Here is a 25,763-nt window from a genome sequence, read left to right as displayed (position 1 = left end):
GGCCCGAAGAGAAACAAACTCAGGAAGCGAAACCGCCCGCCCCGGCCCAGCCCAACGCGAACGCCGGGACCAAGCCCAGCACCAGCGTCACCGCCGTGCCCAGGAAGATCGCCGTTCCCGTGCCGAAGCCCGGGACCGAAACCGAGGGCCCGTCCGCCGCCGGCTCGGAGAAGTACATCAACACGATCACCCGCAGGTAGAAGAACGCCGCCACCGCGCTGAACACCAGCGCGATCACCACCAAAGGCGCCATTCCGTCCGACAGCGCCGCCGAGAACACCACGAACTTCCCGACGAAACCGGATGTCAACGGGATACCGGCGAGTGCCAGCAACAAGAACGTGAAGACACCGGCCACCAAAGGCGAGCGCTTCGCGAGACCCGCCCAAGCCGACAGATGCGTTGCCTCACCGGAGGAATCGCGGACCAGGCTGATCACGCCGAACGCCGCCAGCGTCGTGAAGCCGTACGCCAGCAGGTAGAACAGCGTGCTCGACAGTCCGTCCTTGGTGATCGCGATCGCGCCGATCAGCAAAAAGCCCGCGTGCGCGATGGACGAGTATGCGATCATGCGCTTGACGTCCGTCTGGGTCAGGCCCAGCACCGCGCCGATCACCATCGAAATGATCGCCACGCCCCACAGGACTCCGCGCCACTCCCACGAAGTTGAGCCGAACGCCACGGACAGCACCCGCAGGATCCCACCGAACGCCGCGACCTTCGTGCACGCCGCCATGAACGCCGTCACCGGGGTCGGGGCGCCCTGGTAGACGTCCGGGGTCCACGTGTGGAACGGGCCGACCGACCCCTTGAACAGCAGGCCGACCACCAAGAGACCCAAGCCCGCGAACAGGAGCGTGTCCGAACGGTCCGAACCCGCCGCCGCGGCCGCGATGTCGGCCAGCTTCACCGAGTTCGCGTAGCCGTACAGCAGCGCCAGCCCGTACAGGAAGAACGCCGAGGAGAACGCGCCCAGCAGGAAGTACTTGACCGCCGCTTCCTGCGACAGGAGCCGGCGACGCCGTGCGAGGCCGCACATCAGGTACAGCGGCAGCGACAGCACTTCCAGCGCGATGAACATCGTCAGCAGGTCGTTCGCCGCGCAGAACGCCATCATGCCGCCGAGCGCGAACAGCGTCAGCGGGAACACCTCGGTCTGCATGACCGTCGCCGTCTGGGCGCGGTCCTGGACCGTGCCCGGGCGGATGCCGGCCTGCGCGACCAGTGCGCCGCCCGGCTCGACCACGCGGTCCGAAATGAGCAGCACCGCGCCGACCGCCAGCGCCAGCAGCGTGCCCCAGAGGAACAGCGCCGGCTTGTCGATCGAGATCGCTCCGCTGAACGTCTTGACGCCGCCCGCGGGCGCGCTGCCCGTGGCGTACAGGATCAGGCTGACCCCGGCCGCGATGATCGCCAGCAGGCTCAGCCCGACCTGCAGGCCGAACCGCGAGCGCTTCGACGCGAACGCCTCGACCAGCACGCTGACGCACGCCGCGCCGAAGACGATCAGCATCGGCAGGACCGCCGGGTAGTCCACCGACGGCGTCGCGATCGGCGGCTCCGGCGCCTGGGTCAGGAGGATGTCGAGCACGGTTACTTGCCTCCCTGGACCGCGGACAGCGTCTGCTGCACCGTCGGGGTGACTGTGTCGAGCACCGGCTTCGGGTAGAAGCCGAGGAAGAGGACCAGCACGACCAGCGGCGCCAGGATCGCGATCTCGCGGCCGTTCAGGTCCGTGATGGCCTTCTTGGCGCCCAATTCAGGTGCCATGGCGGTGCCGGGACCGCCGCCGACGCCGATCAGGGCGTCACCGCGGACCGGGCCCTGCATGACGCGCTGGTAGAGCCAAAGCACGTACGCCGCGGCCAGGACCATGCCCACCGTGGCGAGGATCGTGTACACCGGCTGGTCCACGAACGCCCCGATCAGCACCAGGAACTCGGAGACGAACGAGTTGGTGCCCGGCAAGGACAACGTGGACAGACCCGCGAGCAGGAACAGCCCGGCCAGCAACGGGGTCACCTTGGCCATGCCGCCGTAGTCCGAAATGCGGGACGACCCGCCGCGCGCGATCACCAGGCCGATCACCACGATCAGCATGCCGGTCGCGATGCTGTGGTTCAGCATGTACGTCGCCGAGCCGACCATCGCCTGCTCGTTGAACGCGAAGATGCCGAGCGAGATGAACCCGAAGTGCGCGATGGACACGTACGCGATGAACCGCTTCATGTCCCGCTGACCCGCCGCGAGGATCGATCCGTAAAGGACACCGATCACCGAGAGCACCAGCACCAGCGGCGCCAGGGTCTTGCTCGCGGCCGGGAACATCGGCAGGCAGTAGCGCAGGAAGCCGAACGTGCCGACCTTGTCCAGCACGCCGACCAGCAGGACGGCGACGCCGATCGGCGCCTCCCCCGCCGCGTCCGGCAGCCAGGTGTGGAACGGCACGAGCGGCGCCTTGATCGCGAACGCCAGGAAGAACCCGAGGAACAGCCAGATCTGCGTGGACAGCGGCGCGTCGCGGACGACCGTCACCAGCGTGGCCCAGTCGAACGTGCCGTGGCCGAGCTTGTCCGACGCCAGCGAGTACGCCCCGATCGCCGACGCCAGCATGATCAGGCCGCCGAGGAACGAGTAGAGGAAGAACTTCACCGCCGCGTACTGCCGGTTCGCGCCGCCGTAGCCGCCGATCAGGAAGTACATCGGGATCAGCATGATCTCGAACAGCACGTAGAACAGGAAGACGTCGGTCGCGGCGAACACGCCGATCGTGAGGGCCTCCTGCAGCAGGATCAGCGAGAGGAACCCGCCCGCGCTGCGGCCCGGCGGCAGCTTGTCGAGCGTGCCGAGCCCGCCGACGACGATCGGCACCAGCAGCGCGATCACCGCGATCATGATCAGCGAGATGCCGTCGGTGCCGAACGCGATGTGCACCCCGAAGCTCGGGATCCAGTCGAAGCTCGACGTCATCTGCAGCCGTGCGCCCGAAGGCGAGTAGCTGAGCCAGGTCGGGATGACCAGCACGAACTCGAGGAGCGAGAACCCCAGCGCGGCCAGCACCGCGGCGCGGTCGTTCCCCTTGAGGAACGCCAGCACCAGGGAGCCGGCCAGCGGCACCAGGATGAGGATGAGCAACCAGGTCATCAGGAGAACCTCACCAGCAGGAGAGCCGCCAGAAGCAGGAACGTGCCGCCCAGCATCGACAGCGCGTAGGACCGGACGAACCCGGTCTGCAGCCGCCGGAGCCGGCCGGAGCCGCCGCCGAGCCCGGCGGCGAGGCCGTTGACCGCGCCGTCGACGCCGCGGTTGTCGACGAACACCAGCGCCCGCGCGAGCCAGGTGCCCGGGCGGGCGACCAGCGTCTCGTTGAGGGCGTTGCCGTAGAGGTCCTTGCGGGCCGCGCGGGTGACGAACGAGACCCGCTGCGGCTGCTCGACCGGGACGTCACGGCGGAAGATCAGGTACGCGATCGCCACACCGAGCAGGGAGAACACGATCGCGCCGATCGAAATCACCGAGGCATCGAGCGGCGAGTTGTGCGCCTCTTCCAGCTCGCCGACCGACGGGGTCAGCCAGTGGGCGAAGCGGTCACCGAGGGCGAAGAACGCGCCGGCGCCGACCGAACCGACCGCCAGCACCGCCATCGGGACCCACATGACCGCCGTGGACTCGTGCGGGTGGAAGTCGCGGCCGTCGGACGACTTGATGTCCTTCCAGCGCTCCTTGCCGAAGAACGTCATCATCATCAGGCGGGTCATGTAGAACGCGGTGAGCCCGGCGCCCAGCAGCGCGGCGCCGCCCATCACCCAGCCGCGCCAGCCGCCCTGGCCGAACGCCGCTTCGATGATCGCGTCCTTGGTGAAGAAGCCCGACAGCGGCGGGATGCCGATCAGGGCCAGGTAACCGAGGCCGAAGGTGATGAACGTGATCGGCATCTTCTTGCGCAGGCCGCCGAACTTCCGCATGTCGACCTCGTCGTTCATGCCGTGCATGACCGAGCCGGCCCCGAGGAAGAGCCCGGCCTTGAAGAAGCCGTGCGCGACCAGGTGCATGATGCCCAGCGCGTACGCGATGGGCCCGAGGCCGACCGCCAGCATCATGTAGCCGATCTGGCTGACCGTGGAGTACGCGAGGACCTTCTTGATGTCGTCGTACGCGCAGCCGATGACGCACCCGAGCAGCAGCGTCACCGTGCCGACCAGCGTGACGATCAAGCGGCCGTCTTCGGTGGCGTTGAAGATGTCCTTCGAGCGGGCCACCAGGTAGACACCGGCGGTGACCATCGTTGCCGCGTGGATCAGGGCCGACACCGGGGTCGGGCCCTCCATCGCGTCCGGGAGCCAGGCCTGCAGCGGGAACTGGCCGGACTTACCGCAGGCGCCCAGCAGGAGCAGGATCGCCATCGCGGTGATCGCCGCCGGCGAGAACTTGCCGTCGCCGACCGCCTGGAAGACCTGCGCGTAGCCGGTCGAGCCCGCGTATTTGAACATGATGAAGATCGCCAGTGCGAGCCCGACGTCACCGACGCGGTTCATCAGGAACGCCTTTTTCGCCGCGGTCGCGGCGGACGGGCGGCCCTGGTACCAGCCGATGAGCAGGTAGGACGCGAGACCCACGCCCTCCCAGCCGAGGTACAGCGTCACGAAGCTGTTGCCCAGCACCAGGATCAGCATCGACGCGACGAAGAGGTTCAGGTACGCGAAGAAGCGGTACCGGCCCTCGTCGTCGGCCATGTAGCCGATCGAGTAGTAGTGGATCAGCATGCCGACGCCGGTGATGAGCAGCACGAACGTCAGCGACAGCGCGTCGATCCGCAGCCCGAAGTCCACCTGCAGCTGACCGACCGGGATCCATGAGTAGACCTTGGTGTCGGTCGCCGTGCTCGTGTTCGCGCTGAAGAACAGGATCAGCCCGTAGATGAAAGCCAGGGTGACGGTGGCACAGCCGAGCAGATGCCCCCACGCCTTCGCGCGCTTGCCCGCCAACAGGAGGATCAGGGCGCCGAGGGCAGGGAGGGCCACCAGCAGCCACGATGATGCGGTCACTCGGTGTCTCCTAGTACTTCAGCAGGTTGGTGTCGTCGACCGAGGCCGAGCGCCGGGTGCGGAAGATGGCCATGATGATCGCCAGGCCGACCACGACCTCGGCGGCCGCGACGACCATGACGAAGAACGCCATGATCTGGCCGTCGAGCCCGCCGTTGATCCGGGCGAACGTGACCAGCGAGAGGTTCACGGCGTTGAGCATCAGCTCGATGCACATGAACACGACGATCGCGTTGCGCCGCACCAGCACGCCGACCGCGCCGAGCGCGAACAGCAGCGCCGACAGCAGCAGGTAGTACGTCGGGGTCATGCCTTCTCCCCCTCGGAGTCGGACGCTTTTCGGGTAGCACTGTCGGAGCCGACCAGCGCGTGGGCGTCCGCGTGCGGGCCCTCGTCCGAGACGAGCTTGCGCTCCTTCGCCAGCTCGATCGCCGACGTGGACTCGATGATCGCCGAGAGCGACTCCGGGGCGACCGAGCCGTCCGGCAGCAGCGCCGGCGTCGCGACCGAGTTGGCGGTGGCGAAGACACCCGGGCCGGGCAGCGGCGAGGGCCGGTCGTGCTCGCCGCGGAAGCGGGCGACGACCAGTTCCTTCTGCGTCTGCTTGCCGCCCTTGCCGTGCCGGTCGGTGAAGGCCAGCACCATCGCGCCGACCGCGGCGGTGATGAGCAGCGCCGAGGTCAGCTCGAACGGGAACAGGTAGTCGGTGAAGATCAGCTTGCCGAGGCCCTTGGGGCCACCGCCGGCCGACGTCGTCGAGTCCAGCGGTGTCGCCGGGGTGACGTTCGCCAGCGCCCGGTAGATGCCGGTGGCCAGCAGCGCGGCCATCCCGATGCCGAGCACCGTCGCCGCCAGCCGCTGTCCACGGAGGACTTCGACGACGGAGTCGGAGCTTTCGCGGCCGACCAGCATCAGCACGAACAGGAACAGCATCATGATCGCGCCGGTGTAGACGATGATCTGCGTGAAGCCCAGGAACGGCGCCGACTGGATCATGTACAGCGCGCCCAGGCTCAGCATCGTCAGCACCAGCCACAGCGCCGAGTGCACGGCGTTGCGGGAGAAGATCATGCCGAGCGCGCCGAGCAGCGAGAGCGGGCCGAGGATCCAGAACGCGATGGCCTCACCGGTCGTGACACCGGCGGCGGCACCCGTCGGGGCCTGGGCGAGAAGCGCGGCGATCACTTGACGCCCTCCCCGCGAGCCAGTTCGGGGCCGTTCACGTAGTAGTCCTGCTCGTTCTCGCCCAGCCGCATCGGGTGCGGCGGCTGCTCCATGCCGGGCAGCAGCGGGGCGAGCAGGTCTTCCTTCGTGTAGATCAGCCGCTGGCGATCGTCGTCGGCCAGCTCGTAGAAGTTGATCATCGTCAGCGACCGCGTCGGGCACGCCTCGATGCAGAGACCGCAGCCGATGCAGCGCAGGTAGTTGATCTGGTAGTCCGCGCCGTACCGCTCGCCCGGCGAGAACCGGGCCTCCTCGGTGTTGTCACCGCCCTCGACGAAGATCGCGTCCGCCGGGCACGCCCACGCGCACAGCTCGCAGCCGACGCACTTCTCGAGGCCGTCCGGGTGGCGGTTCAGCTGGTGCCGGCCGTGGTACCGCGGCGCGGCCGGCGCGCCGGCCTCCGGGTACTCCTCGGTGGCGACCTTCTTGAACATCATCCCGAAGGTGACGCCGAAGCCCTTGACGGGATCAAGAAACCCCATCTTGCGCTCCTTCCTGTGCGGTACCGACGGCCGCCGGCTTGCGGCGGGCCGCCTTCGCCTCGGCCTTGGCCAGGGCCTTCTGACGCGGGGTGGTCTGCGGGACCTTGAGGTCCAGCGGCGGGACCGGGAAACCGCCACCGGTCACCGGCACGGTCTCGCTCTCCTCTTCGCGGCCCGCGGCGCGGACGTAGAAGAACAGGGCGACGACGATGAAGATGGCGACCGCGGCGATGATGATGGACGCGGTGTTCCAGGCGATGACCTTCGCGAAGGTCACCATGATGATCCACACGAGGTTCAGCGGGACCAGGACCTTCCAGCCCAGGCGCATGAACTGGTCGTAGCGCAGGCGGGGCAGCGTGCCGCGCAGCCAGATGAACCCGAAGAGCAGGATGAACATCTTCGCGAAGAACCACAGCACCGGCCACCAGCCGGTGTTGAGGACGTTGTTCCCGATCAGCGACAGCGGCCACGGGGCCATCCAGCCGCCGAGGAACAGCGTCGTCGCGAACGCCGAGACGATCACCATGTTGACGTACTCGGCGAGGAAGAACATCGCGAACTTCATCGAGCTGTACTCGGTGTGGAAGCCGCCGACCAGCTCCGACTCGGCCTCGGGGAGGTCGAACGGGGCCCGGTTGGTCTCGCCGACCATCGAGATCAGGTAGATCACGAAGCTCGGGACCAGGTAGAGGAACCACACCTTGTGCTGCGCGCCGACGATGTCGGCCAGGTTCAGCGACCCGGCCTGCAGGATCACCGCGACGATCGAGAGGCCCATCGCGATCTCGTAGGAGATCACCTGCGCCGCGCTGCGCATGCCGCCGAGCAGCGGGTACGGCGAGCCGGACGACCAGCCCGCGAGCACGATGCCGTAGACGCCGATCGAGGAGCAGGCCAGGATCACCAGCGCGCTGACCGGCAGGTCGAGCAGCTGGAGCACGGTCCGCTCGCCGAAGATCGAGACGACCGGCCCGAACGGGATGGCCGACAGCGCGATCAGCGACGGCACCACGCACATGACCGGCGCGAGGAAGTACACCTTGCGGTCGGCCGTGTCCGGGATGATCTGTTCCTTGAACGGCAGCTTGATCGCGTCCGCCAGGGACTGCAGGTAGCCGCCCGGGCCGACCCGGTTGGGGCCGGGCCGGTTCTGCATCCGGCCGACCGCCTTGCGCTCCCAGACGATCAGGAAGATCGTCATGATCGGCCCGATCAGCAGGATGACCACGCACTTGATCAGGATCAGCCACAACGGGTCGTCCGCCAGCAGCGCCGCCCGCGTCGCCGCGTCGGGGACGCTGCCCACGGCCGCTTCGGTCAGCATCGGAGTCACAGTTCACCCCCAGCGAGGTTCACGACGGCGCCGTGCCCGGCGCCGAGCGTCTTGAACACGGCGGAGCCGTCGGAGTTGCCCGGCAGCCACACGACGCCGTCGGGCAGGTCCGCGATCTCCACCGGCAGCGTGATCGCGCCGCGTTCGGTGCTCACCTTCACGGTGACGCCCAGCCCTTCCGCGGTCTTCGCGGACAACCGCGCGACCGGCGTGCGCTGGGTGCCCTTGAGGTGCGGCTCGCCGTCCTGCAGGGACCCGTTGTCGATGAGCTGGCGCCAGGTCGACAGGACCGCCTGGCCGGCCGCGGGAGCCGCGGTCGCCCCGCCGGTCGCCGCTTCCACCGGACCCCAGCGCAGCGTCGAGGCCGGGCCGAGCTTCTCGAAGTCGCCGCGGGCGGCGGCCGGCGTCTGCGTGAACAGGTCGGCGTCCATCTCGACGGCGAGCGTGTCGAGCACCCGGCAGTCCGGCAGGGCGCCGGTGCCTTCGATGGTCGTGTCGAACGGGCGGGTGCGGCCCTCCCAGTTGAGGTAGCTGCCGGACTTCTCGTCCGACGCCGCCACCGGGAGCACGACGTCCGCGCGCTCGGTCACCGCGCTGTGGCGGAGCTCGAGGCTGACGACGAAGCCGGCGCCGTCCAGCGCGCGCAGCGCGAGGTCCGGGTCCGGCAGGTCGTACGGGTCGACCCCGCCGACGACCAGGCCGCCCAGCTCACGGCTCGAAGCGGCCTGCAGGATGCCGGTGGTGTCGCGGCCCGGCGCGGCCGGGATCGGGACGCCCCAGGCGTTTTCGACGGCGACGCGCGCGGCGTCGTCGCCCACCCGGTGCCCGCCCGGCAGCAGCGTCGGCACGCAGCCGGTGGCCAGCGCACCGCGGTCACCCGCTCGGCGCGGGATCCACGCGAGCCGGACGCCGGTGCGCTCGACCAGGTCGTGCAGCGCGGAGAACAGGCCGGGCACCTGGGCGGCGCGCTCGCCGACCAGGACGACCGCGTTCTCGCCGCGCAGGGCCTCGTCGAGGTCCGGCGCGTGCTTGGCGATGCCTTCGACGGCCGCGGCCTCCTGGCCGGGGACGCAGGCGAGCAGCTCGCCGAACGTCTTGCGCACCGACGACGTCGTCCACTGTCCCAAGTGGACGACCCGGGTGCGGTGCTTGCGGGCCGCCTTGCGCAGCCGCAGGAACACGATCGGGGCTTCGTCCTCGGGCTCGAAGGCGACGCACAGGACCGTGCGGGCCCGCTCGAGCTCGCCGAAGGTGACCCCCGATTCCGGGGTCACGCCCACGACGTGCGAGGTGATGAAGGCCAGCTCCTCGGCCGAGTGCGGGCGGGCGCGGAAGTCGACGTCGTTGGTCTGCAGGGCGACGCGGGCGAACTTCGAGTACGCGTAGGCGTCCTCGACGGTCAGCCGGCCACCGGGCAGGACGCCGACGCCGCCGTTCGACCGGGCCGCGGTGAGGCCCTCGGCCGCGGCGCGCAGCGCGTCGGTCCAGGACGCCTCTTCCAGCTCACCGGTCTCGCGGTTGCGGACCAGCGGACGCCGGATGCGGTCCTCGGCGCCGGTGTAGCGGAAGGCGAACCGGCCCTTGTCGCAGATCCACTCTTCGTTGACTTCCGGGTCGTCGCCGGCCAGCTTGCGCTGGACCTTGCCGCGCCGGAAGTCGGTGCGCTCGGCGCAGCCGGAGGAGCAGTGCTCGCAGACGCTCGGCGAGGACACCAGGTCGAACGGGCGCGAGCGGAACCGGTAGGCGGCGCTCGTCAAAGCACCGACCGGGCAGATCTGGATGACGTTGCCGGAGAAGTAGGACTGGAACGGCTGGCCGGACGTCGTCCGCGAGGCCAGGTCCAGCACGTCCGCCGTTTCCGCGGTGCCGATCTGCTGGTGGGCGCCGCGTTCGAGGAGCTCGATGAACGGGTCGCCGGCGATCTCGCGGGAGAACCGGGTGCAGCGCTGGCAGAGCACGCAGCGCTCGCGGTCCAGCAGCACCTGCGTCGAGATCGGCAGCGGCTTCGGGAACGTCCGCTTCGTGTCGACGAACCGCGACTCCGCGCGGCCGTGGGCCAGCGCCTGGTTCTGCAGCGGGCACTCGCCGCCCTTGTCGCAGATCGGGCAGTCCAGGGGGTGGTTGATGAGCAGCAGCTCCATCACACCCTGCTGGGCCTTGTCCGCGACCGCCGACGTCAGCTGCGTCTTGACGACCATGCCGTCGGCGACGGTCATCGTGCAGGACGCCTGCGGCTTCGGCATCGGCCGGCCGCCCATCTCGACCTCGACCAGGCACTGGCGGCAGGCGCCGGCCGGGTCGAGGAGGGGGTGGTCGCAGAACCGCGGGATGACCGTGCCGAGGCGTTCGGCCGTGCGGATGAGGAGCTCGCCCTTGGGGGCGATGACCTCTTCGCCGTCGATGACCAGCTTGACGTGGCCTTCGGGGACCGGCGTCTCGGTGGTCTCGGGCTTGTCGGGCGCGATAGTCATGCCTGCGCTCCCACGAGTTCGGGCTTGGTCTGTTCGTGCCGGTTCGCTTCGCACAGCGCGAGGAACTCCTCGCGGAAGTACTTGATGCCGCTCTGGATCGGCGACACCGCGCCGTCGCCGAGGGCGCAGAACGACCGGCCGAGGATGTTGTCGCAGACGTCGAGGAGGGTGTCGATGTCCTCCTCGGTGCCGTGGCCCTCGACCATGCGCTCGAGGATCTGCGCCAGCCAGTACGTGCCTTCGCGGCACGGCGTGCACTTGCCGCAGGACTCGTGCTCGTAGAACTGGGTCCACTTCATCACGGCCCAGGGCACCGACACGGTCTCGTTGAAGACCTGGACGGCGGTGGTGCCGAGCATGGAGCCCGCTTCCGCCGCGCCCTCGAAGTCCAGGGGAACGTCGAGGTGTTCGGCGGTGAACATCGGGGTGGAGGAGCCGCCCGGGGTCCAGAACTTGAGCGGGACGCCGTCCTTCATGCCGCCCGCCATGTCGAGCAGCTCGCGCAGCGTGGTGCCGAGCGGGCACTCGTACTGGCCAGGCTTCTCGACGTGGCCGGAGATCGAGTAGATCTTCGGGCCGGGCGACTTCTCGCGGCCCATCTCGCGGAACCAGCTGGAGCCGCCGTTGACGATGAACGGCGCGCTCGCGATGGTCTCGACGTTGTTGACCGTGGTCGGCGCGGCGTAGAGGCCGGCGGCCGCGGGGAACGGCGGCTTGAGCCGCGGCTGGCCACGACGGCCTTCCAGCGAGTCGAGCAGCGCCGTCTCTTCGCCGCAGATGTACGCGCCCGCACCGGCGTGCACGGTGATCTTGAGGTCGAAGCCGGAGCCGAGGATGTTCTCGCCCAGGTAGCCCGCTGCTTCGGCTTCGCGCACGGCCGCGTTGAGGCGGCGGATGCAGTGCAGCGCCTCGCCGCGGACGTAGATGAAGCAGTGGTTGGACCGCATCGCGTACGAGGCGATGATGCAGCCCTCGATGAGCGAGTGCGGGTCCGCCATCATCAGCGGGATGTCCTTGCACGTCCCGGGTTCGCCCTCGTCGGCGTTGATCACCAGGTAGTGCGGCTTGTCGAAGTTCGGCGGCATGAACGACCACTTGATGCCGGCCGGGAAGCCCGCGCCGCCGCGGCCGCGCAGGCCGGAGTCCTTGACCAGCTGGACGAGCTGCTCCGGCGTCCCGGCCAGGGCCTTGCGGACGGCGGTGTAGCCCTCGAGTGCCTCGTACGTCCCGATCTGCCAGGAGTTCGGGGACAGCCAGCGCTTCGTGAGGACCGGAGTGATGGGGTCAGCCATTACTTCTTCTCCACTTCCGGCAGGGGAACGTCCTGAGCCACCGGGGCGACCCAGCCGCGGTCCTGCGCGAGCTTCGCGCCCCGCAGCGTCTCGACGGCCTGCGACGGGCCGTCGACGTCCCGGCGGTAGGCCGACTCGTTCTCCGGGAAGAACCCGGCGAGCTGCAGCTCGGCGCTCTTGAAGCTCGACAGCGGCGCGCCGCGCGTCGGGGCCGGCTTCTTGCCCGCCTGCAGCGCGTCGACGAGCGCGACGGCCTTGTCCTCGGTCTGGTTGTCGAAGTACTCGTAGTCGACCTGGATGACCGGTGCGAGGTCGCAGGCCGCGAGGCACTCGGCGTGCTCGAGGGTGATCGAGCCCGGCTCGTTCGGCGTGCCCGCGGTTTCGTTGTGCCCCAGCGGGGCGTCCTCGGAACCCAGGTGCGTCTGGAGGCGCTTGTAGATCGCGTCGCCGCCCATGGCCGCGCAGAGCGTGTTGGTGCAGACGCTCACGAGGTGCTCGCCGCACGGCTTGCGCTTGTACATCGTGTAGAACGTCGCGACCGCGCTGACCTCGGCGTCGGACAGGTCGAGCTGCTTCGCGCAGAACGCGATGCCCTCCTGGCTGACGTACCCCTGCACTGACTGCACGAGGTGCAGCATCGGCAGCAGCGCCGAGCGGGACTGCGGGTAGCGCGCGATGAGCTCCTGGGCCTTCGCGTGGATGTCCGCGTCGAAGATGTCCTCGAGGGGCGTCTCGGTGATGATGCCGGCCGCCACGGCCGGGTCCGGCGCGATGGCGACGACATCGGTGTCCGGGCCGGCCGCCGCGTACGTCGTCGCGGCGTCCTTCGAGCCCGGCTCGGGAACTGCTGTGGTCATCGGTCCACTCCCCCCATGACGGGGTCGATCGAGGCGATCGCGGCGATCACGTCCGCGACCAGGCCGCCTTCGGCCATTGCGGGCATCGACTGCAGGTTCACGAAGCTCGGTTCGCGCACGTGGACCCGCAGCGGCCGGGTGCCGCCGTCGGACACCAGGTGCGCGCCCAGCTCGCCGCGCGGCGACTCGACCGAGGTGTAGACCTGCCCGGCCGGCACCTTGAAGCCCTCGGTGACCAGCTTGAAGTGGTGGATCAGGGACTCCATCGACTGGCCCATGATCTTCTTGACGTGCTCGAGCGAGTTGCCCATGCCGTCGCTGCCGATGGACAGCTGCGCGGGCCACGCGATCTTCTTGTCCTCGACCATGACCGGGCCCGGCTCGAGCTTCTCGAGGCACTGCTCGATGATCTTGAGGCTCTCGTGCATCTCGTGGACGCGGATCAGGTAGCGCGACCAGCAGTCGGCGCCGTTGTCCACGGGCACGTCGAAGTCGAACTCGTCGTAGCAGGAGTACGGCTCGGTCTTGCGCAGGTCCCACGGGAGGCCGGCGGACCGCAGCACCGGGCCGGTGACGCCGAGCGCGAGGCACGCGTCGACCGGCAGGTAGCCGACGCCCTTCAGCCGGTTGCGCCAGATCGGCTGACCGGTGAACAGCTTGTCGTACAGCGGAAGGCGCTGCTTCATCGTCTTGACGAACTCGGTGACCTTCTCGCGGTAGTCCGCCGGCATGTCCTGCGCGAGGCCGCCGGGGCGGATGAACGCGTGGTTCATCCGCAGGCCGGTCAGGTGCTCCAGCAGGTGCAGCACCTCTTCGCGCTCGCGGAAACCGAGCGTCATCGCGGTGGTGGCGCCGAGCTCCATGCCGCCGGTGGCGATGTAGACCAGGTGCGAGCCGATCCGGTTGATCTCCAGCAGCAGCACGCGCAGCAGCTGCGCGCGGCGCGGGGCCTCGATCTGCAGCAGCTTCTCGACGCCGAGGCAGTACGCCATCTCCGTCGAAAGCGGGGCCAGGTAGTCCATGCGCGTCACGAAGGTGACGCCCTGGGTCCAGGTCCGGTACTCGCAGTTCTTCTCGATGCCGGTGTGGAGGTAGCCGATGACCGACCGCAGCTGCGTGACGGTCTCGCCCTCCATCTCCAACACGAGCCGGAGCACGCCGTGCGTCGACGGGTGCTGCGGGCCCATGTTGATGACCATGCGCTCGTCGTGCGCCGCGTCGGCGATGACGTCGTCCCAGTCGCCGCCGGAGACCGAGTAGACGCGGCCTTCGGTGGTGTCACGGGAATCGGCGTAGTTGACGTCGTCGGTGCTGTCGCTGCCGGTCTCGGTGGTCGACGTGCCCGTGGTGACGTCGGACAGGTTCTCGGTGCTCACGAGTACGACCTCCGCTGGTCCGGCGGCGGGATCTCCGCGCCCTTGTATTCGACCGGGATCCCGCCGAGCGGGTAGTCCTTGCGCTGGGGGTGGCCGTCCCAGTCGTCCGGCATGAGGATGCGGGTCAGGGCCGGGTGACCGTCGTAGACGATGCCGAACATGTCCCAGGTCTCGCGCTCCTGCCAGTCCGCCGTCGGGTAGATCCCGACCAGCGACGGCACGTGCGGGTCCTCGACGTCGAGGGTGACCTCGAGGCGGATCCGGCGGCGGTAGGTCAGCGACGTGAAGTGGTACACCGAGTGCAGCCGCTGCGGGACGTCGACGCCGTAGTCCACACCGGACACCGAGGACAGCAGCTCGAAGCGCAGACCGCCGTCGTCGCGCAGGACCTTCGCGATCTCCGCCAGCTTCTCGCGGTCGACGTAGAAGGTGATCTCGCCGCGGTCGACCGTCGTCTGCAGGATCGACTCGGCGGGGATCTTGTGGTCGGCCAGCGCCGCGTAGAACTCGTCGGCGAACTGGTCGAACCAGCCGCCGTACGGGCGCTCGGCCGGCGCGGGGCTGTAGGCCGGGAGCCGGACGCCGCCGTAGCCGGAGGTGTCGCCGGTGCCGTGGACACCGAACATGCCCTGGCGTTCGCGGCCGGTGACGACCGGTTCGGCCGCGCCCGGCCCCTTCGCCGTCAGGCCGGTCTCGGCTCGCTCGGCGCTCGACTGCTCTTCGCCGGGTTGGGGGTTCTCAGTCATCGCTCTACTTCTTCGCGTACTTGATCGACGACGCGACGAGCTCGGTGCGCGCCCCGCTGGCGGCGCGGATGGCGGCGCGGCGGGCGTTGATCGGCTCGTCCTGGATCTTGGCGTGCAGCTTGAGGATCGCGTCCAGCAGCATCTCCGGCCGCGGCGGGCAACCGGGCAGGTACATGTCGACCGGCACGATGTGGTCGACACCCTGGACCACGGCGTAGTTGTTGAACATTCCGCCGGAGGAGGCGCAGACGCCCATCGCGAGCACCCAGCGCGGCTCGGCCATCTGGTCGTAGATCTGGCGCAGGACCGGGGCCATCTTCTGCGTGACGCGCCCGGCGACGATCATCAGGTCGGCCTGCCGCGGCGTCGCGCTGAAGCGCTCCATGCCGAAGCGGGCGATGTCGTAGCGGGAACCGCCGACCGTCATCATTTCGATCGCGCAGCAGGCGAGGCCGAAGGTCGCGGGCCACAGCGAGTTCTTGCGCGCCCAGTTGACGAGGCCTTCGAGGCTGGCCAGCAGGATGCCGTTGGGGAGTTTCTCTTCGAGGCCCATGGGTCTAGTTCCAATCCAGGCCGCCGCGCCGCCACACGTAGGCGTACGCGAAGCCGACCGTCGCGATGAACAGCAGGATCTCCACCAGGCCGAACGTGCCCAGCGCGTTCGCCTGCACGGCGAACGGGTAGAGGAAGACCATCTCGATGTCGAACAGGATGAACAGCATCGCGGTGATGTAGTACGCGACCGGCATCCGCCCGGCGCCGACGAGCGGCTGCGGGGACGGCTCGATGCCGCACTCGTAGGCGGAGAGCTTGGCCTTGTTGTACCGGCTGGGGCCGACGAGCGGGCCCAGCAGGACCGACAGCACGGCGAAACCGAGCGCCAGGACGAACAAGATCACGATGGGCAGGTAGGGCTTCAGGCTGGGGGCCTCTTGCGCCAGCTGCACCGTGTCGGTTCGGGTCAGCAACGTCAGCACGGGGTCTTCGCCATCCTTTCCGCGCCGATGCGGTTGTGCGTGTGGTGGGGAACCGCTTGGCCTCGTCGGCACCCTAAGGGACCTGGGTCACACCGCCGAGGGTCAGGGTCTCCTTACGGCCCGTGGCTGGACCGAGCTCTGCTTGTGAAATAGTTCACAAGCCACTCGTCGCGGATGTGAAGGGATTCACAAAGCATGGGGGGAGTCTAGGACGCGACTCACACTCTTGTCCCTAGGCCCCCATGTTATAAGGGTGCCCTAACTTCTGCCGCCAACGTTGTCACGGCCCGATGACGGCCCGCGCGCGACCTGCGCGAAAGCTCGTCAGATCGCTCGATGGCCGGACAATCCAGGCAGCGACGTGTGACCGATCCCACTGACCGCACGGCCAACTTGCTAGTCCACTCGTGTGTCCGCGCGCGAGCAGGGCGGCACTTTCACGTGAAAGTGCCGCCCTGGTGAGAAGCGTCAGCGGGGGCTGGGAGCGGCCTTCGCCAGCGCCGAGATCAGGCGGTCGACGCCGTCGCCGCCCTTGGCGTCGTAGCAGCCCGACAGGCCCTTGTAGACCAGCGGCAGCAGCTTGTTGATGCGCAGCCCGTACTTCGTGCACGCGTGCATGATCTTCGGCTTGCCGATGATCTTCGCGAACACGTTGCCCAGCTGGTAGTAGCCGCCCATCAGCTCGCGGACCGCCCGCGGGTACGCCTCCAAGGCGCGTTCCCGGGAGGGGCCCTCGCGCCGCGCAAGCGCTTGCACGACGACCTCCGCCGCGATCTGCGCGGACTCCATCGCCGCCGAGATGCCCTCGCCGTTGAACGGGCTGACCATGCCGCCCGCGTCGCCCAGCAGCAGCAGGCCGTCGCGGTAGTGCGGGGTGCGGTTGAAGCCCATCGGGAGGCCGGCGCCGCCGACCTTGCCGATCGCGTTCTCCTCGCGGTAGCCCCACTCCTCCGGCGTCCCGTCGAGCCACTGGCGCAGCAGCGCGCGGTAGTCGGTGTTCCGGAACGAGGCCGACGTCGACAGCATGCCGAGGCCGACGTTGACCGTGCCGTCGCCGAGCGGGAACGCCCAGCCGTAGCCCGGCAGCAGCTTCGGGTCGCGCGGGTCGGAGCGGTCCCACAGCTCGAGGTGGCCCTCGATGAACGGGTCGTCGTGGCGCGGGCTCTTGTAGTACTGGCGCACCGCGACGCCCATCGGGCGCTTCTCGTTCTTCTGGATGCCGACGCTGAGCGCGAGCCGCGCGGACACGCCGTCGCAGGCCAGGACGAGCGGCGCGTAGTACTTCACCGGCGTCCGCTCCGGCCCGACCTTCGCCTCGACGCCGACCACACGCCCGCTCGCGTTCGTGATCGCGCTGGTGACGGTGGTGCGCTCGTAGAGGCGCGCGCCCGCCTTCACCGCGAGCTTCGCGAGGAGGTCGTCGAAGTCGTGACGGGTGCGGGAAACGCCGTACGGCGGGTAGCTCGTCAGGTCCGGCCAGTCGAGCTCCAAGGTCAGGTCGCCGGTGAGGATCCGCAGGCCGCGGCTGTGCACCCAGCCGGCGTCCTCGCTCGTGTCGATGCCCAGGTCGATCAGCTGCTTGACGCCACGCGGGGTCAGGCCGTCGCCGCAGACCTTCTCGCGCGGGAACTCGGTCTTCTCCAGCAGCAGGACGTCGACGCCCGCCCTCGCCAGATAGGTCGCGACGGTGGATCCGGCGGGCCCGGCGCCGACGACGATGACTTCGGCGTCCTGGTCTGCGGTACGACGGCTCATACGCGCGAGTTTAGGCAGGCTTGCGCGCGCGGTGGATCGCCACGACGCCGAATGTGAGGTTCAACCACTCGACGTCGGTCCAGCCCGCGCTCGCGATGATCTCGCCGAGCGTGCGCTGGTCGGGCCAGGCCAGCATCGATTCGGCCAGGTAGGAGTACGCCTCGGGGTTGGACGACGTCCGCTTGCCCACCCAGGTGAGCAGCTTCAGCATGAACCGCCGGTGTATGAACCGGATCGGGGCGAACGGCGGCGTCGAGACCTCGCAGATCACCAGCCGGCCGCCGGGCTTGACCACCCGGGCGATCTCGGTGAGCGCGGCCTTCGTGTCGACGAAGTTGCGCAGCGCGAGGGAGATCGTCACGGCGTCGAAGCTCTCGTCGGCGAACGGCAGGTTGAGCGCGTCGGCCGCAACCATCGGCACGTTGCGGTGCTTGCCGGCGCGGAGCATGCCGAACGAGAAGTCCGCGGCCAGGCACCAGGCGCCCCCGCGGGCGTACTCGACGGTGGACACGCCGGTGCCGGCGGCGAGGTCCAGGACCTTCTCGCCGCGGCGGGCGTCGAGCACGCGGGCGGTGGTGGTGCGCCAGCGCCGGTCGAAGCCGAAGGTCATGAACGAGTTCGCCCGGTCGTACCCGTCCGCGACGCCGTCGAACATCGCGGCGACCTCGTGCGGGTCCTTGTCCAGGCTTGCGCGTGACATGAGTCGAGATTAGTCGGGTTCGTTCAATGGAACGTCGCCAGCATCCCGGCCACCGCCGCGGGCCAGGTGAACTCCTCGGCCCTCGCCCGCGCCGCCGCACGCCGCGCGTCCTCCGGGCTGTCCAGGAGGTTCGTCACGGCGGTGGCGAACGCGGGCGCGTGGTCGTCCACCGCCGCGCCACAGCCCGGCCGGACGATCTCCCGCAGCGCCGACGACGCCGACACCACCACCGGTGTCCCCGAAGCCAGGGCCTCCAGCGCGGCCAGCCCGAAGGTTTCGTGCGGCCCCGGCGCCAGGGAGACGTCCGCGCTGGCCAGCAGCCTCGCGACGTCGCCACGGCCGGACAGGAACCCGAGGAACGTCACCGGCAGCCCCCGCGCCCGGCGTTCGAGCGCACGTCGGCGCGGCCCGTCGCCGGCCACGACCAGCCGGACCTTCGCGCCCGCCTCCGTCAGCTCCGCGACGGTGTCCACGCTGCGCTCCACGTGCTTCTCCGGCGACAGACGTCCACAGTGGACGATCAGGGCGTCTGCCCCGGACGCCAGGTCGGTGCGCCAGCCGGTGTCACGCATGGCCGGCCGGAACGTCGCCAGGTCGACCCCGAGCGGCACGCGGTGGACGTTCGGCGCGGCGATCCGGTCGAACTCCGCGCGCGCGAACGCCGTCGTGCAGACGACCGTGTCGTAGCTCGCCGCCATCCGCCGGTTGGCGACGTCGGCGACGCGGCGCGCCACCGGCTCGGGCAGCAGGAACTGCTCCAGCAGCCGGTCGAGGCGCTCGTGGGAGATGACCGTGCTCGGGACGCCGTGCCGCCGCGCCCAGCCACCCATCCCCCGCAGCGTCAACCGGTCCGACACCTCCAGCCGGTCGGGTTCGAGTCTTCGCAGGACCGCGCGGACGCGGTGGGGGTCGACGGCGCGGTAGCCGCCGGTGCCGGGGATCTTCGGGGCCGGCAGGGAGAACCGGCGCACACCGGTCGGCAGGACCTCGTCGGCGTAGCGGGTGCCGGGCACGACGAGCGTCACGGCGTGGCCGCTCGCGACGTAGCCGGCGCCGAGGTGGTGCAGCGCCGTGCGCAGCCCGCCCGAGCGCGGCCCGTAGAAGTTCGCGAGCTGGACGATGTGCATGTCAGGCCGCGCGGGCGGCCCGGCCCCGCACGGCTTCGTAGTGCCCGAGCAGCTCGTGGCAGACGGCGGGCCAGGTGCGGCCCAGCACGACCTTGCGCGCCTTCTCGCCGAGCCGCGCGCGCAACGCGGCGTCGCGCAGGGCGTCGACCTTCTCGACGAGCGCGGGCCCGAAGCCCTCGCGGTCGGCGGGCAACAGGTAGCCGGTGCGGCCGGGCAGGACGAGGTCCTTGGGGCCGCCCGCGGCCGGCGCGAGCACCGGCAGCCCGGACGCCATCGCCTCCTGCACCGCCTGGCAGAACGTCTCGTGCGGGCCGGTGTGGACGAAGACGTCGAAGCTCGCGTACGCCTTCGAGAGCTCGTCGCCGTACTTCGCGCCGAGGAAGGCCGCTCCGGGCAGCTGTTCCTTCAGGTTTTCGAGTTCGGGGCCGTCGCCGACGACGACCACCCGGATCCCGGGCACGCCGGCGAGCGCGGCCAGCCGGTCGACCTCCTTCTCGGGCGCCAGCCGCCCGACGAACCCGACGAGCAGCTCACCGTTCGGCGCCAGCTCGGCCCGCAGGGCGGCGTCGGCGTGGTCCGGGGAGAACCGCTCGATGTCGACACCCCGCGCCCACCGGTGCACGCGCGGGACGCCGTGCAGCTCGAGTTGCTCGACGGCGTCGGTCGACGGGGCCAGCGTCCGGTCGGCCCGCGAGTGCAGCCGCCGCACCCACCGCCACGCGGCGCGCGCGGCGATGCCGAAGCCGTACGCCTGGGCGAACCCGGCGATGTCGGTCTGGTAGACGGCGATGGACGGCACCCGCAGCCGCCGGGCGGCGGCCAGCCCGCGCGCGCCGACGACGAACGGCGAGGCCAGGTGCACGACGTCCGGCCCGAACGCGGCGAGCGCGTTCAGCACGGTGCGCGTGGGCACGCCGATCGGCAGGGAGTTGACCCCGGGGAAGTCCAGCGCGGGGATCCGCACGACCGGGGCGCCGCGGTAGGAGTCCGGGCCGGGCCCGGGGGCGATGATCAGCACGTCGTGGGCGCGTTCGCGCAGGTGCTCGACGACCCGCAGGACGGAGTTGGTCACGCCGTTCACCTGGGGCAGGAAACTTTCGGTGACTATGGCGACTCGCACGTCTTGGACGATCGCACCCGTTCCTGGCGCTCGTGTGACACGGCGGCCAACGCTGCCGGAACAGATCGGCTACGACATGTCATCTCAAGGTCGTGTCCCGGAAACCAGCGGGGCCCAGACTAAGCAGGCATGACCCTCTTGTCCTCCCGGCCGCCGCGGCCCGTCGAGCCCGGCCTGCTGTCGAGGGCGCTCGAAGTGGCCGGGCGGCTGGCCAACGACGCCACCGACGTGATCACCGCGACCGCCGGCCGCGGCGCCCACCCGTCGACGCTCGACTCGCCCTTCGACTGGGTCACCGACACCGACCGCATCCTGGAGCGCCACACCAGGCGCGTGCTGACGGCGGAGTTCCCGGGCATCCCGGTGGTCGGCCACGAGTTCGGCGCGGACCACGGAGCGGACGTCGCGGAGTACCGCTGGGTGGTCGACTCGGTCGACGGAACGGCGAACTACGTGGCGGGAGTGCCCTGGTGCGCGTACAGCTTGGCGCTGGTGGACGTGGCCGGCCCGGTGGTGGGGGTGGTGGCGGACCCGTACCGAGCCCAGATCTACGCGGCCGCACGCGGCCGAGGAGCCCGAGCGAACGGCAAGCCGGTCCAGCTGGTGGACCGCTGCGCAACAGCGGGAGCACTGGTGTGCACGGAGTTCGCCCGCCGCGGACCATGGCCGGGAATGGGCGGCTTCATCGAGCGAGCAGCGGCGGCGCACGCGGGTGTCCGGGTGCTGGGCTCGGCGGCGTTGTCGATAGCGCAGGTGGCACTGGGCCACGCGGCGGCGGCGGTGCTGCACAGCTACCACGAGTGGGACGTGGCGGGCTCGGTGGCAATGGCGATCGAGGCGGGCGCGGTGGTGTTGGACAAGCACGGCGAGGACACAGCGTTGCCGACGGACGGGCTGCTGGTGGCGGCCCCGGGGGTGGCGGACGAGGTGTTGGGCTGGTGGCAGGAGACGGCCCACGCGGGCTGAGCGGTCCCGCCCGCCGAGGGGTGAGCGCCGAAGTGCGGGGCGGGCCGACTCACGCGAGTGTCCGCCGAAGGCGGGCGGGGGCGCCGACGGCGAGCTGAGTCGACTCACGCGGCTGCCCGCCGAAGGCGAGGCCGGCTCGACTCTCGCGGGTGCCCGCCGAAGGCGGGCGACCGCCGAGAGGGCCGGGCTAGGCCAAACTCACGCGGGTACCCGCCGAAGGCGGGCGCGAGGCACCAAACGTGAGCTGACCTGCCAAATCGAGCACGCGTAACCGCAGCCCGACCACACAACTTAACCAAGAACAGCCCTAGACCTCCCCCGAACCTCGTCCCAGCATCAGTCAGCACCGGAGACCCGGGGTCAAGGGTGAGCGAAGCTCATCGCGAAGCGACGCCGAAGGCGCCCTTGAGGCCGGGTCTCCGGTGTTGAACAATCAAAGACGAGGAGCGGGGAAGACAACAAAACCCCAGGTCAAACAGCAACCAAAGCCCGCTTGTCAACCCGCCGAATCCACCAAAGCAACGGCCCAGCCACCAGCCAAGTGAAGAACACAAAGCTCCCCAACGGCAGCAAAGTCAAAGTGGCAGACCGCCCAGCAACCCGAGCCAACTCGGGATCAGAAGCGTCGTACTCGATCCGAACAAGCTGCCCAGCAGCCAACCCATCCGGGTAGAGGACCCCATTGGCCGGACTGTGCACAATCCCATCCGGCGTCTCGAAGTGGATGATCGTGCGGTCGAAGGCGACCGAGTCGACCGTCGCGTTAGCCGTCCCCAGCTGGGCAGAGATAGCACCATCGTTGCGAATGGCCGCGAAGAGCAGGCAAACGCACATGACGGTGAGGAGCGAGGCAACGCCGAGGGCAGCCCACCACCCGACGCGCCTCACCCGCTCACCTCTCGTGCTCACGCCGCGAGCGTAGCGGCTACCCCGCGTGTTCCGCGGCGAGGTTCCGGTGGTTCGCCTGGATCTGGTCGTACGAAAGCGGTTTCACGGGGGCAGCGAAGCGAGCCGCAACAGCAGCCCCGTTCGGGCCCACGGACGGCTTACCAGCCGTGTACAGCCAAGTCTGGAACAGATCGTGCAGCGGCTTCCCCGAGATCTTCTCGGCCAGCGCGATGAACTCCAGGATCCGCCCGGACGACCCGGCCTTCTGCACCTGCCAGGTCTGAAGGATCTTGAAGAACGCCGAGTCACCGACAGCGGTCCGCAGCGCCTGCAGGGCGAGCGCACCCCGGTCGTAAACGGCGTTGTCGAACTGGTTGTCGGCACCAGGGTCAGCCGGCACGACCTTCCACAGGTCGCCATCAGCCGGGTTCGAGTCGTACGTGTACTGCGCCAGCTCCGCGACCGTCCCCTCGCCCTCGTGCTCCGACCACAGCCACTCCGCGTACGACGCGAAGCCCTCGTTGAGCCAGATGTCGCTCCACCGGCCCAACGAGACGTTGTCCCCGAACCACTGATGGGCGTTCTCGTGCGCGATCAACGTCGTGTTCGAACCCGCGCGGAAGTTCCGGGCGCCGTACGTCGGCCGCGTCTGGTTCTCCAGGGAGAACGTGATGCCGCTGGTGACGACGCCGCCCTCGGCCTCGAACGGGAACGGGCCGAACTGGGTCGCCAGGAACTCGTCGATCTCCGGCGTGCGCTCGACGCTGGCCTTCGCCGCGTACAGCGAGTCGCCCAGGTCGCTGCCGTACGCCGTGATGAATGGCTTGCCGTCCGGCGTCGTCGACTGGTTGAGCTCGTACTTGCCGACGATGAACGACGTCAGGTACGTGGCCTGCGGCTTCGTGCTGCGCCACTGCCAGCGGGTCCAGCCGGCGCGGCTCTTCGTCGTGCGCACGAGCGAGCCGTTGGAGATGGCGACGTTGTCGTCCGGGGCCTCGATCGTGACGTCGTAGGTCGCCTTGTCGGTCGGGTGGTCGTTGGCCGGGAACCACCACGCCGAGCTCTGCGGCTCGTCGATGCCGAGCGCGCCGAACGAGCCCTTCTTCCAGGCGTTGATGCCGTCCACCGTCTCGGTCGACGGCGTGTCCGAGTAGGCGACGACGACGGTCGCGGTCTGCCCCTTGAGCAGCGGCTGCGCCGGGGTGACGACGAGCTCGCCGTTGCCGGTCTGGTTCGCGAACTGCGCGGGCCGGTTGTTCACGCGCACGCTCGACGCCTTCAGCGCGAAGTCGAGATCGAACCGCGAGAGGTCCTGCGTGGCGGTGAGCAGCAGCGTCGTCGTGCCCGCGAGGACGTCGGTCGCCGGCTGGTAGGTCAGGCGGATGTCGTAGTGGAGCACGTCCGTGCCGCCGTTGCCGGCGTTCGGGTAGTAGGGGTCGCCGGCACCGGGAGCGCCCGGCGCGGGGGCCGCGGAAGCGGTGCCGGCGAGCAGCACCGAGACGACGCCGGCCGCGAGCGCACCGAAGCCGGTGCGCGTTCTTGCACGCATTCGAATCCCTCCAACGGGTGAGGTTCAGCGCGCTCGAACGTAGCCAGCCAGGAAGCACCCAGGAACGGCCGAAGGGAGGATCTTGCCTGCTGGAATCACACCCGGAAAGCGGTTGACCGGCGGCCCCGAGGCGGAGCTTTCACGTGAAAGCTCCGGGATCAGACCGCCGAGACGGCCGCGCTGACCGCGGACCGCAACCGGCCGTGCAGGTCGCGGTGCCGCGACCGGTCCACCCGCACCTCCACGACCCGCAGCCCCGGCGCCGGCCGCAGGGCCGCGCGGAACTCCGTCAGCGTCTCCGCGACGACGTGCGGGACGCGGTAGCCGGCGCACAACGCGCCCAGGTCGGCGCCGTGTGGCGTGCCGAAGACCCGCTCGAAGCTCGCCGCGTGCTCAGGCGCACCCTGCTCCAGCAGCGAGAAGATCCCGCCGCCGTCGTCGTTGCAGACCACGATCGTCAGATCGGGGCGCTGCTCGGCCGGGCCGGTCAGCAGGCCCGACGCGTCGTGCAAGAACGTCAGGTCGCCCAGCAGCGCGTACGACGGCCCGCGGTGGACGTACGCCGCGCCGATCGCCGTCGAGACCGTGCCGTCGATGCCCGCGACCCCGCGGTTGCGGTGCACCAGGACGTCCGGGCGCAGCCGGCCGGCCAGCGCGACGTCCCGGGTCGGGTTGGACGAGCCGACCACCAGCAGCGAGTCCGCCGGCAGCGCGTCCACCAGCTCCGACGCGACGCGCAGCCCGGACGGCCACGCCTCCGCGTCCAGCACCGACGCGACCGCCGACGACGCCGCCGCGTCCGCCCGGCGCCAGCTCGCCAGCCACTCCGGGTCGGCCGGCTTGGTCGGCTCGTCGAACCACTGCCCGACCTGCCGGACGTTGTGCGCGGGCGCCGGCCAGTCCGAGTCCGGGCGCACCAGCAGGACCTCGACCGACGGGTCCGAGATCACCTTCTGGATCTGCCGGAACACCGTCGGCCGGCCGAGGCAGAGCACCTGCTCCGGCTTGTGCTTCGCGATGAACTCCTCGACGCCGAGCAGCCACGCGCCGGACGAGATCGCCGTGCCGCCCGACAGGCCGAGCCCGCCCGTCTCCGACACGACCGGCCAGCCGTGCTGCTCGGCCCACTCGCTGGCCGCCTGGACGCCGGTGTCGCACGCGATGACCAGGCCGTGCCGCGCCGAGGGCACGACGAACGACGGCAGCGCGCCGAAGTCGGGCAGCTCGGTCCAGCGGGAGCCGTCGGGACGGCCGTCCAGCGACTCGTACCACTCGCCGTCGTCGTCCAGGTCCGGCACCAAAGGCTCGCGGAACGGGATGTTCAGGTGGACCGGGCCGCAACGCCACTCGCCGTAGGCGGCGTTCCACGCCCGGCAGATCTGGCTGCGCCAGTACGAGTTCTGACCGGCCCGCCGCTCGGCGACGGCCAGCTCGTCGAAGTAGCGGGCGGCGTCCCCGTAGAGCTGGTGCTGGTCGATGACCTGCGACGCCCCGGCCGCGCGCAGCTCGGGCGGCCGGTCGGCGGTCAGCACGATCAGCGGGACCCCGGCGCGGTCGGCTTCCAGGACGGCGGGGTGGAAGTTCGCGGCCGCGGTGCCGGACGTGCAGAGCACGGCCACCGGTCTGCCGGTGCGCGCGGCGATGCCGAGCGCGAGGAACGCGGCCCCGCGCTCGTCGATGCGGACGTGGAGCTGGAGCTTCCCGGCCGCCGCCGCGTCATACAGCGCGATCGACAGCGGCGCGTTGCGGGAGCCCGGGCAGAGGACGACGTGCGAAACGGTGTTGCGGACGAGTTCGTCGACGATCACCCTGGCCTGCGCGGTGGAAGGGTTCACCGGCAGGCTCCAGACTC

22 protein-coding genes are annotated in these 25,763 nt (G+C 70.0%); 1 reads left to right on the top strand and 21 read right to left on the bottom strand.

Features of this window, described 5'->3' with window-relative positions:
* Nucleotides 1-19: 19 nt before the first annotated feature.
* The 18 genes from nuoN to BLV96_RS24440 all read right to left on the bottom strand — a co-directional run bounded on the left by nuoN (nucleotide 20) and on the right by BLV96_RS24440 (nucleotide 20,460).
* Nucleotides 20-1,591 (bottom strand): NADH-quinone oxidoreductase subunit NuoN, encoded by a 1,572-nt coding sequence (gene nuoN, locus BLV96_RS24525; RefSeq protein ID WP_086678347.1) that lies wholly within the window; start codon nucleotides 1,589-1,591, stop codon nucleotides 20-22.
* A 2-nt stretch (nucleotides 1,592-1,593) separates the two neighbouring features.
* A complete protein-coding gene (locus BLV96_RS24520) occupies nucleotides 1,594-3,144 on the bottom strand; it encodes an NADH-quinone oxidoreductase subunit M (protein WP_086678348.1) in 1,551 nt (516 codons plus the stop codon).
* Nucleotides 3,144-5,045 carry an NADH-quinone oxidoreductase subunit L gene (gene nuoL, locus BLV96_RS24515; protein WP_086678349.1) on the bottom strand — a complete coding sequence of 634 codons (1,902 nt, stop codon included), beginning with the start codon at nucleotides 5,043-5,045 and terminating at the stop codon, nucleotides 3,144-3,146. Before nuoL ends, BLV96_RS24520 begins: the two co-directional genes overlap by 1 nt.
* 10 nt (nucleotides 5,046-5,055) lie before the next feature.
* A complete protein-coding gene (gene nuoK / locus BLV96_RS24510; protein ID WP_003081840.1) occupies nucleotides 5,056-5,355 on the bottom strand; it encodes an NADH-quinone oxidoreductase subunit NuoK in 300 nt (99 codons plus the stop codon).
* Nucleotides 5,352-6,230, bottom strand: a complete 879-nt coding sequence (locus BLV96_RS24505) for an NADH-quinone oxidoreductase subunit J (protein ID WP_086678350.1) — start codon at nucleotides 6,228-6,230, stop codon at nucleotides 5,352-5,354. Before BLV96_RS24505 ends, nuoK begins: the two co-directional genes overlap by 4 nt.
* Complete coding sequence (gene nuoI / locus BLV96_RS24500) at nucleotides 6,227-6,751, bottom strand: NADH-quinone oxidoreductase subunit NuoI (RefSeq protein WP_086678351.1); 525 nt, start codon at nucleotides 6,749-6,751, stop codon at nucleotides 6,227-6,229. Before nuoI ends, BLV96_RS24505 begins: the two co-directional genes overlap by 4 nt.
* A complete protein-coding gene (gene nuoH / locus BLV96_RS24495; RefSeq protein ID WP_425266194.1) occupies nucleotides 6,738-8,078 on the bottom strand; it encodes an NADH-quinone oxidoreductase subunit NuoH in 1,341 nt (446 codons plus the stop codon). Before nuoH ends, nuoI begins: the two co-directional genes overlap by 14 nt.
* Before the next feature lie 5 nt (nucleotides 8,079-8,083).
* Entirely contained in the window at nucleotides 8,084-10,558 is a 2,475-nt protein-coding gene (locus BLV96_RS24490; RefSeq protein ID WP_086678872.1) for an NADH-quinone oxidoreductase subunit G, read from the bottom strand.
* On the bottom strand, nucleotides 10,555-11,850 hold the full coding sequence (nuoF, locus tag BLV96_RS24485) for an NADH-quinone oxidoreductase subunit NuoF (protein ID WP_086678873.1): 1,296 nt from the start codon (nucleotides 11,848-11,850) through the stop codon (nucleotides 10,555-10,557). The genes BLV96_RS24490 and nuoF overlap by 4 nt, the downstream gene beginning before the upstream one ends.
* Nucleotides 11,850-12,707, bottom strand: coding sequence for an NADH-quinone oxidoreductase subunit NuoE (gene nuoE / locus BLV96_RS24480; protein WP_086678874.1), 858 nt, complete (start codon nucleotides 12,705-12,707; stop codon nucleotides 11,850-11,852). The genes nuoF and nuoE overlap by 1 nt, the downstream gene beginning before the upstream one ends.
* Complete coding sequence (locus BLV96_RS24475) at nucleotides 12,704-14,083, bottom strand: NADH-quinone oxidoreductase subunit D (RefSeq protein WP_086678875.1); 1,380 nt, start codon at nucleotides 14,081-14,083, stop codon at nucleotides 12,704-12,706. The genes nuoE and BLV96_RS24475 overlap by 4 nt, the downstream gene beginning before the upstream one ends.
* Nucleotides 14,080-14,829 carry an NADH-quinone oxidoreductase subunit C gene (locus tag BLV96_RS24470; protein ID WP_086678876.1) on the bottom strand — a complete coding sequence of 250 codons (750 nt, stop codon included), beginning with the start codon at nucleotides 14,827-14,829 and terminating at the stop codon, nucleotides 14,080-14,082. Before BLV96_RS24470 ends, BLV96_RS24475 begins: the two co-directional genes overlap by 4 nt.
* Nucleotides 14,830-14,833: 4 nt before the next feature.
* A complete protein-coding gene (locus BLV96_RS24465; protein ID WP_086678877.1) occupies nucleotides 14,834-15,382 on the bottom strand; it encodes a NuoB/complex I 20 kDa subunit family protein in 549 nt (182 codons plus the stop codon).
* Between the two features lie 4 nt (nucleotides 15,383-15,386).
* A complete protein-coding gene (locus tag BLV96_RS24460; protein ID WP_003081861.1) occupies nucleotides 15,387-15,806 on the bottom strand; it encodes an NADH-quinone oxidoreductase subunit A in 420 nt (139 codons plus the stop codon).
* 468 nt (nucleotides 15,807-16,274) lie between these two features.
* Complete coding sequence (locus tag BLV96_RS24455) at nucleotides 16,275-17,561, bottom strand: geranylgeranyl reductase family protein (RefSeq protein ID WP_167379717.1); 1,287 nt, start codon at nucleotides 17,559-17,561, stop codon at nucleotides 16,275-16,277.
* Between the two features lie 10 nt (nucleotides 17,562-17,571).
* Entirely contained in the window at nucleotides 17,572-18,261 is a 690-nt protein-coding gene (locus BLV96_RS24450; protein ID WP_086677876.1) for a demethylmenaquinone methyltransferase, read from the bottom strand.
* A gap of 23 nt (nucleotides 18,262-18,284) precedes the next feature.
* Nucleotides 18,285-19,388 carry a glycosyltransferase gene (locus tag BLV96_RS24445; RefSeq protein ID WP_086677875.1) on the bottom strand — a complete coding sequence of 368 codons (1,104 nt, stop codon included), beginning with the start codon at nucleotides 19,386-19,388 and terminating at the stop codon, nucleotides 18,285-18,287.
* A gap of 1 nt (nucleotide 19,389) precedes the next feature.
* Nucleotides 19,390-20,460: a glycosyltransferase family 4 protein gene (locus tag BLV96_RS24440; protein ID WP_279627548.1), complete on the bottom strand. Its 1,071-nt coding sequence runs from the start codon at nucleotides 20,458-20,460 to the stop codon at nucleotides 19,390-19,392.
* 177 nt (nucleotides 20,461-20,637) lie between these two features.
* Here BLV96_RS24440 and BLV96_RS24435 point away from each other — a divergent pair, with 177 nt between their 5' ends.
* Complete coding sequence (locus BLV96_RS24435; RefSeq protein WP_086677873.1) at nucleotides 20,638-21,474, top strand: inositol monophosphatase family protein; 837 nt, start codon at nucleotides 20,638-20,640, stop codon at nucleotides 21,472-21,474.
* A gap of 471 nt (nucleotides 21,475-21,945) precedes the next feature.
* On the opposite strand, the gene BLV96_RS24430 is transcribed toward BLV96_RS24435, so the two are convergent.
* From BLV96_RS24430 to menD, 3 genes are all read right to left on the bottom strand, one after another.
* Nucleotides 21,946-22,383: a DUF3592 domain-containing protein gene (locus BLV96_RS24430; protein ID WP_086677872.1), complete on the bottom strand. Its 438-nt coding sequence runs from the start codon at nucleotides 22,381-22,383 to the stop codon at nucleotides 21,946-21,948.
* 16 nt (nucleotides 22,384-22,399) lie between these two features.
* Entirely contained in the window at nucleotides 22,400-23,911 is a 1,512-nt protein-coding gene (locus BLV96_RS24425) for a M1 family metallopeptidase (RefSeq protein WP_086677871.1), read from the bottom strand.
* 158 nt (nucleotides 23,912-24,069) lie between these two features.
* Entirely contained in the window at nucleotides 24,070-25,746 is a 1,677-nt protein-coding gene (gene menD, locus BLV96_RS24420) for a 2-succinyl-5-enolpyruvyl-6-hydroxy-3-cyclohexene-1-carboxylic-acid synthase (RefSeq protein ID WP_167379716.1), read from the bottom strand.
* Nucleotides 25,747-25,763: the final 17 nt, after the last annotated feature.

The sequence above is a fragment of the Amycolatopsis pretoriensis genome, from assembly GCF_900107925.1.
GTDB classification, from domain to species: domain Bacteria; phylum Actinomycetota; class Actinomycetes; order Mycobacteriales; family Pseudonocardiaceae; genus Amycolatopsis; species Amycolatopsis pretoriensis.
This window is presented reverse-complemented; position numbering and strand designations above follow the sequence as displayed.

What these genes read in the sequence shown, in the direction of transcription:
- BLV96_RS24455 (WP_167379717.1), bottom strand. Translation starts at nt 17,561, where the DNA reads ATGAGCCGTCGTACCGCAGACCAGGACGCCGAAGTCATCGTCGTCGGC.
- BLV96_RS24450 (WP_086677876.1), bottom strand. Translation starts at nt 18,261, where the DNA reads ATGTCACGCGCAAGCCTGGACAAGGACCCGCACGAGGTCGCCGCGATG.
- nuoH (WP_425266194.1), bottom strand. Translation starts at nt 8,078, where the DNA reads ATGCTGACCGAAGCGGCCGTGGGCAGCGTCCCCGACGCGGCGACGCGG.
- BLV96_RS24465 (WP_086678877.1), bottom strand. Translation starts at nt 15,382, where the DNA reads ATGGGCCTCGAAGAGAAACTCCCCAACGGCATCCTGCTGGCCAGCCTC.
- BLV96_RS24445 (WP_086677875.1), bottom strand. Translation starts at nt 19,388, where the DNA reads ATGCACATCGTCCAGCTCGCGAACTTCTACGGGCCGCGCTCGGGCGGG.
- BLV96_RS24490 (WP_086678872.1), bottom strand. Translation starts at nt 10,558, where the DNA reads ATGACTATCGCGCCCGACAAGCCCGAGACCACCGAGACGCCGGTCCCC.
- nuoK (WP_003081840.1), bottom strand. Translation starts at nt 5,355, where the DNA reads ATGACCCCGACGTACTACCTGCTGCTGTCGGCGCTGCTGTTCGCGCTC.
- BLV96_RS24520 (WP_086678348.1), bottom strand. Translation starts at nt 3,144, where the DNA reads ATGACCTGGTTGCTCATCCTCATCCTGGTGCCGCTGGCCGGCTCCCTG.
- nuoF (WP_086678873.1), bottom strand. Translation starts at nt 11,850, where the DNA reads ATGGCTGACCCCATCACTCCGGTCCTCACGAAGCGCTGGCTGTCCCCG.
- BLV96_RS24435 (WP_086677873.1), top strand. Translation starts at nt 20,638, where the DNA reads ATGACCCTCTTGTCCTCCCGGCCGCCGCGGCCCGTCGAGCCCGGCCTG.
- nuoI (WP_086678351.1), bottom strand. Translation starts at nt 6,751, where the DNA reads ATGGGGTTTCTTGATCCCGTCAAGGGCTTCGGCGTCACCTTCGGGATG.
- nuoE (WP_086678874.1), bottom strand. Translation starts at nt 12,707, where the DNA reads ATGACCACAGCAGTTCCCGAGCCGGGCTCGAAGGACGCCGCGACGACG.
- BLV96_RS24425 (WP_086677871.1), bottom strand. Translation starts at nt 23,911, where the DNA reads ATGCGTGCAAGAACGCGCACCGGCTTCGGTGCGCTCGCGGCCGGCGTC.
- BLV96_RS24470 (WP_086678876.1), bottom strand. Translation starts at nt 14,829, where the DNA reads ATGACTGAGAACCCCCAACCCGGCGAAGAGCAGTCGAGCGCCGAGCGA.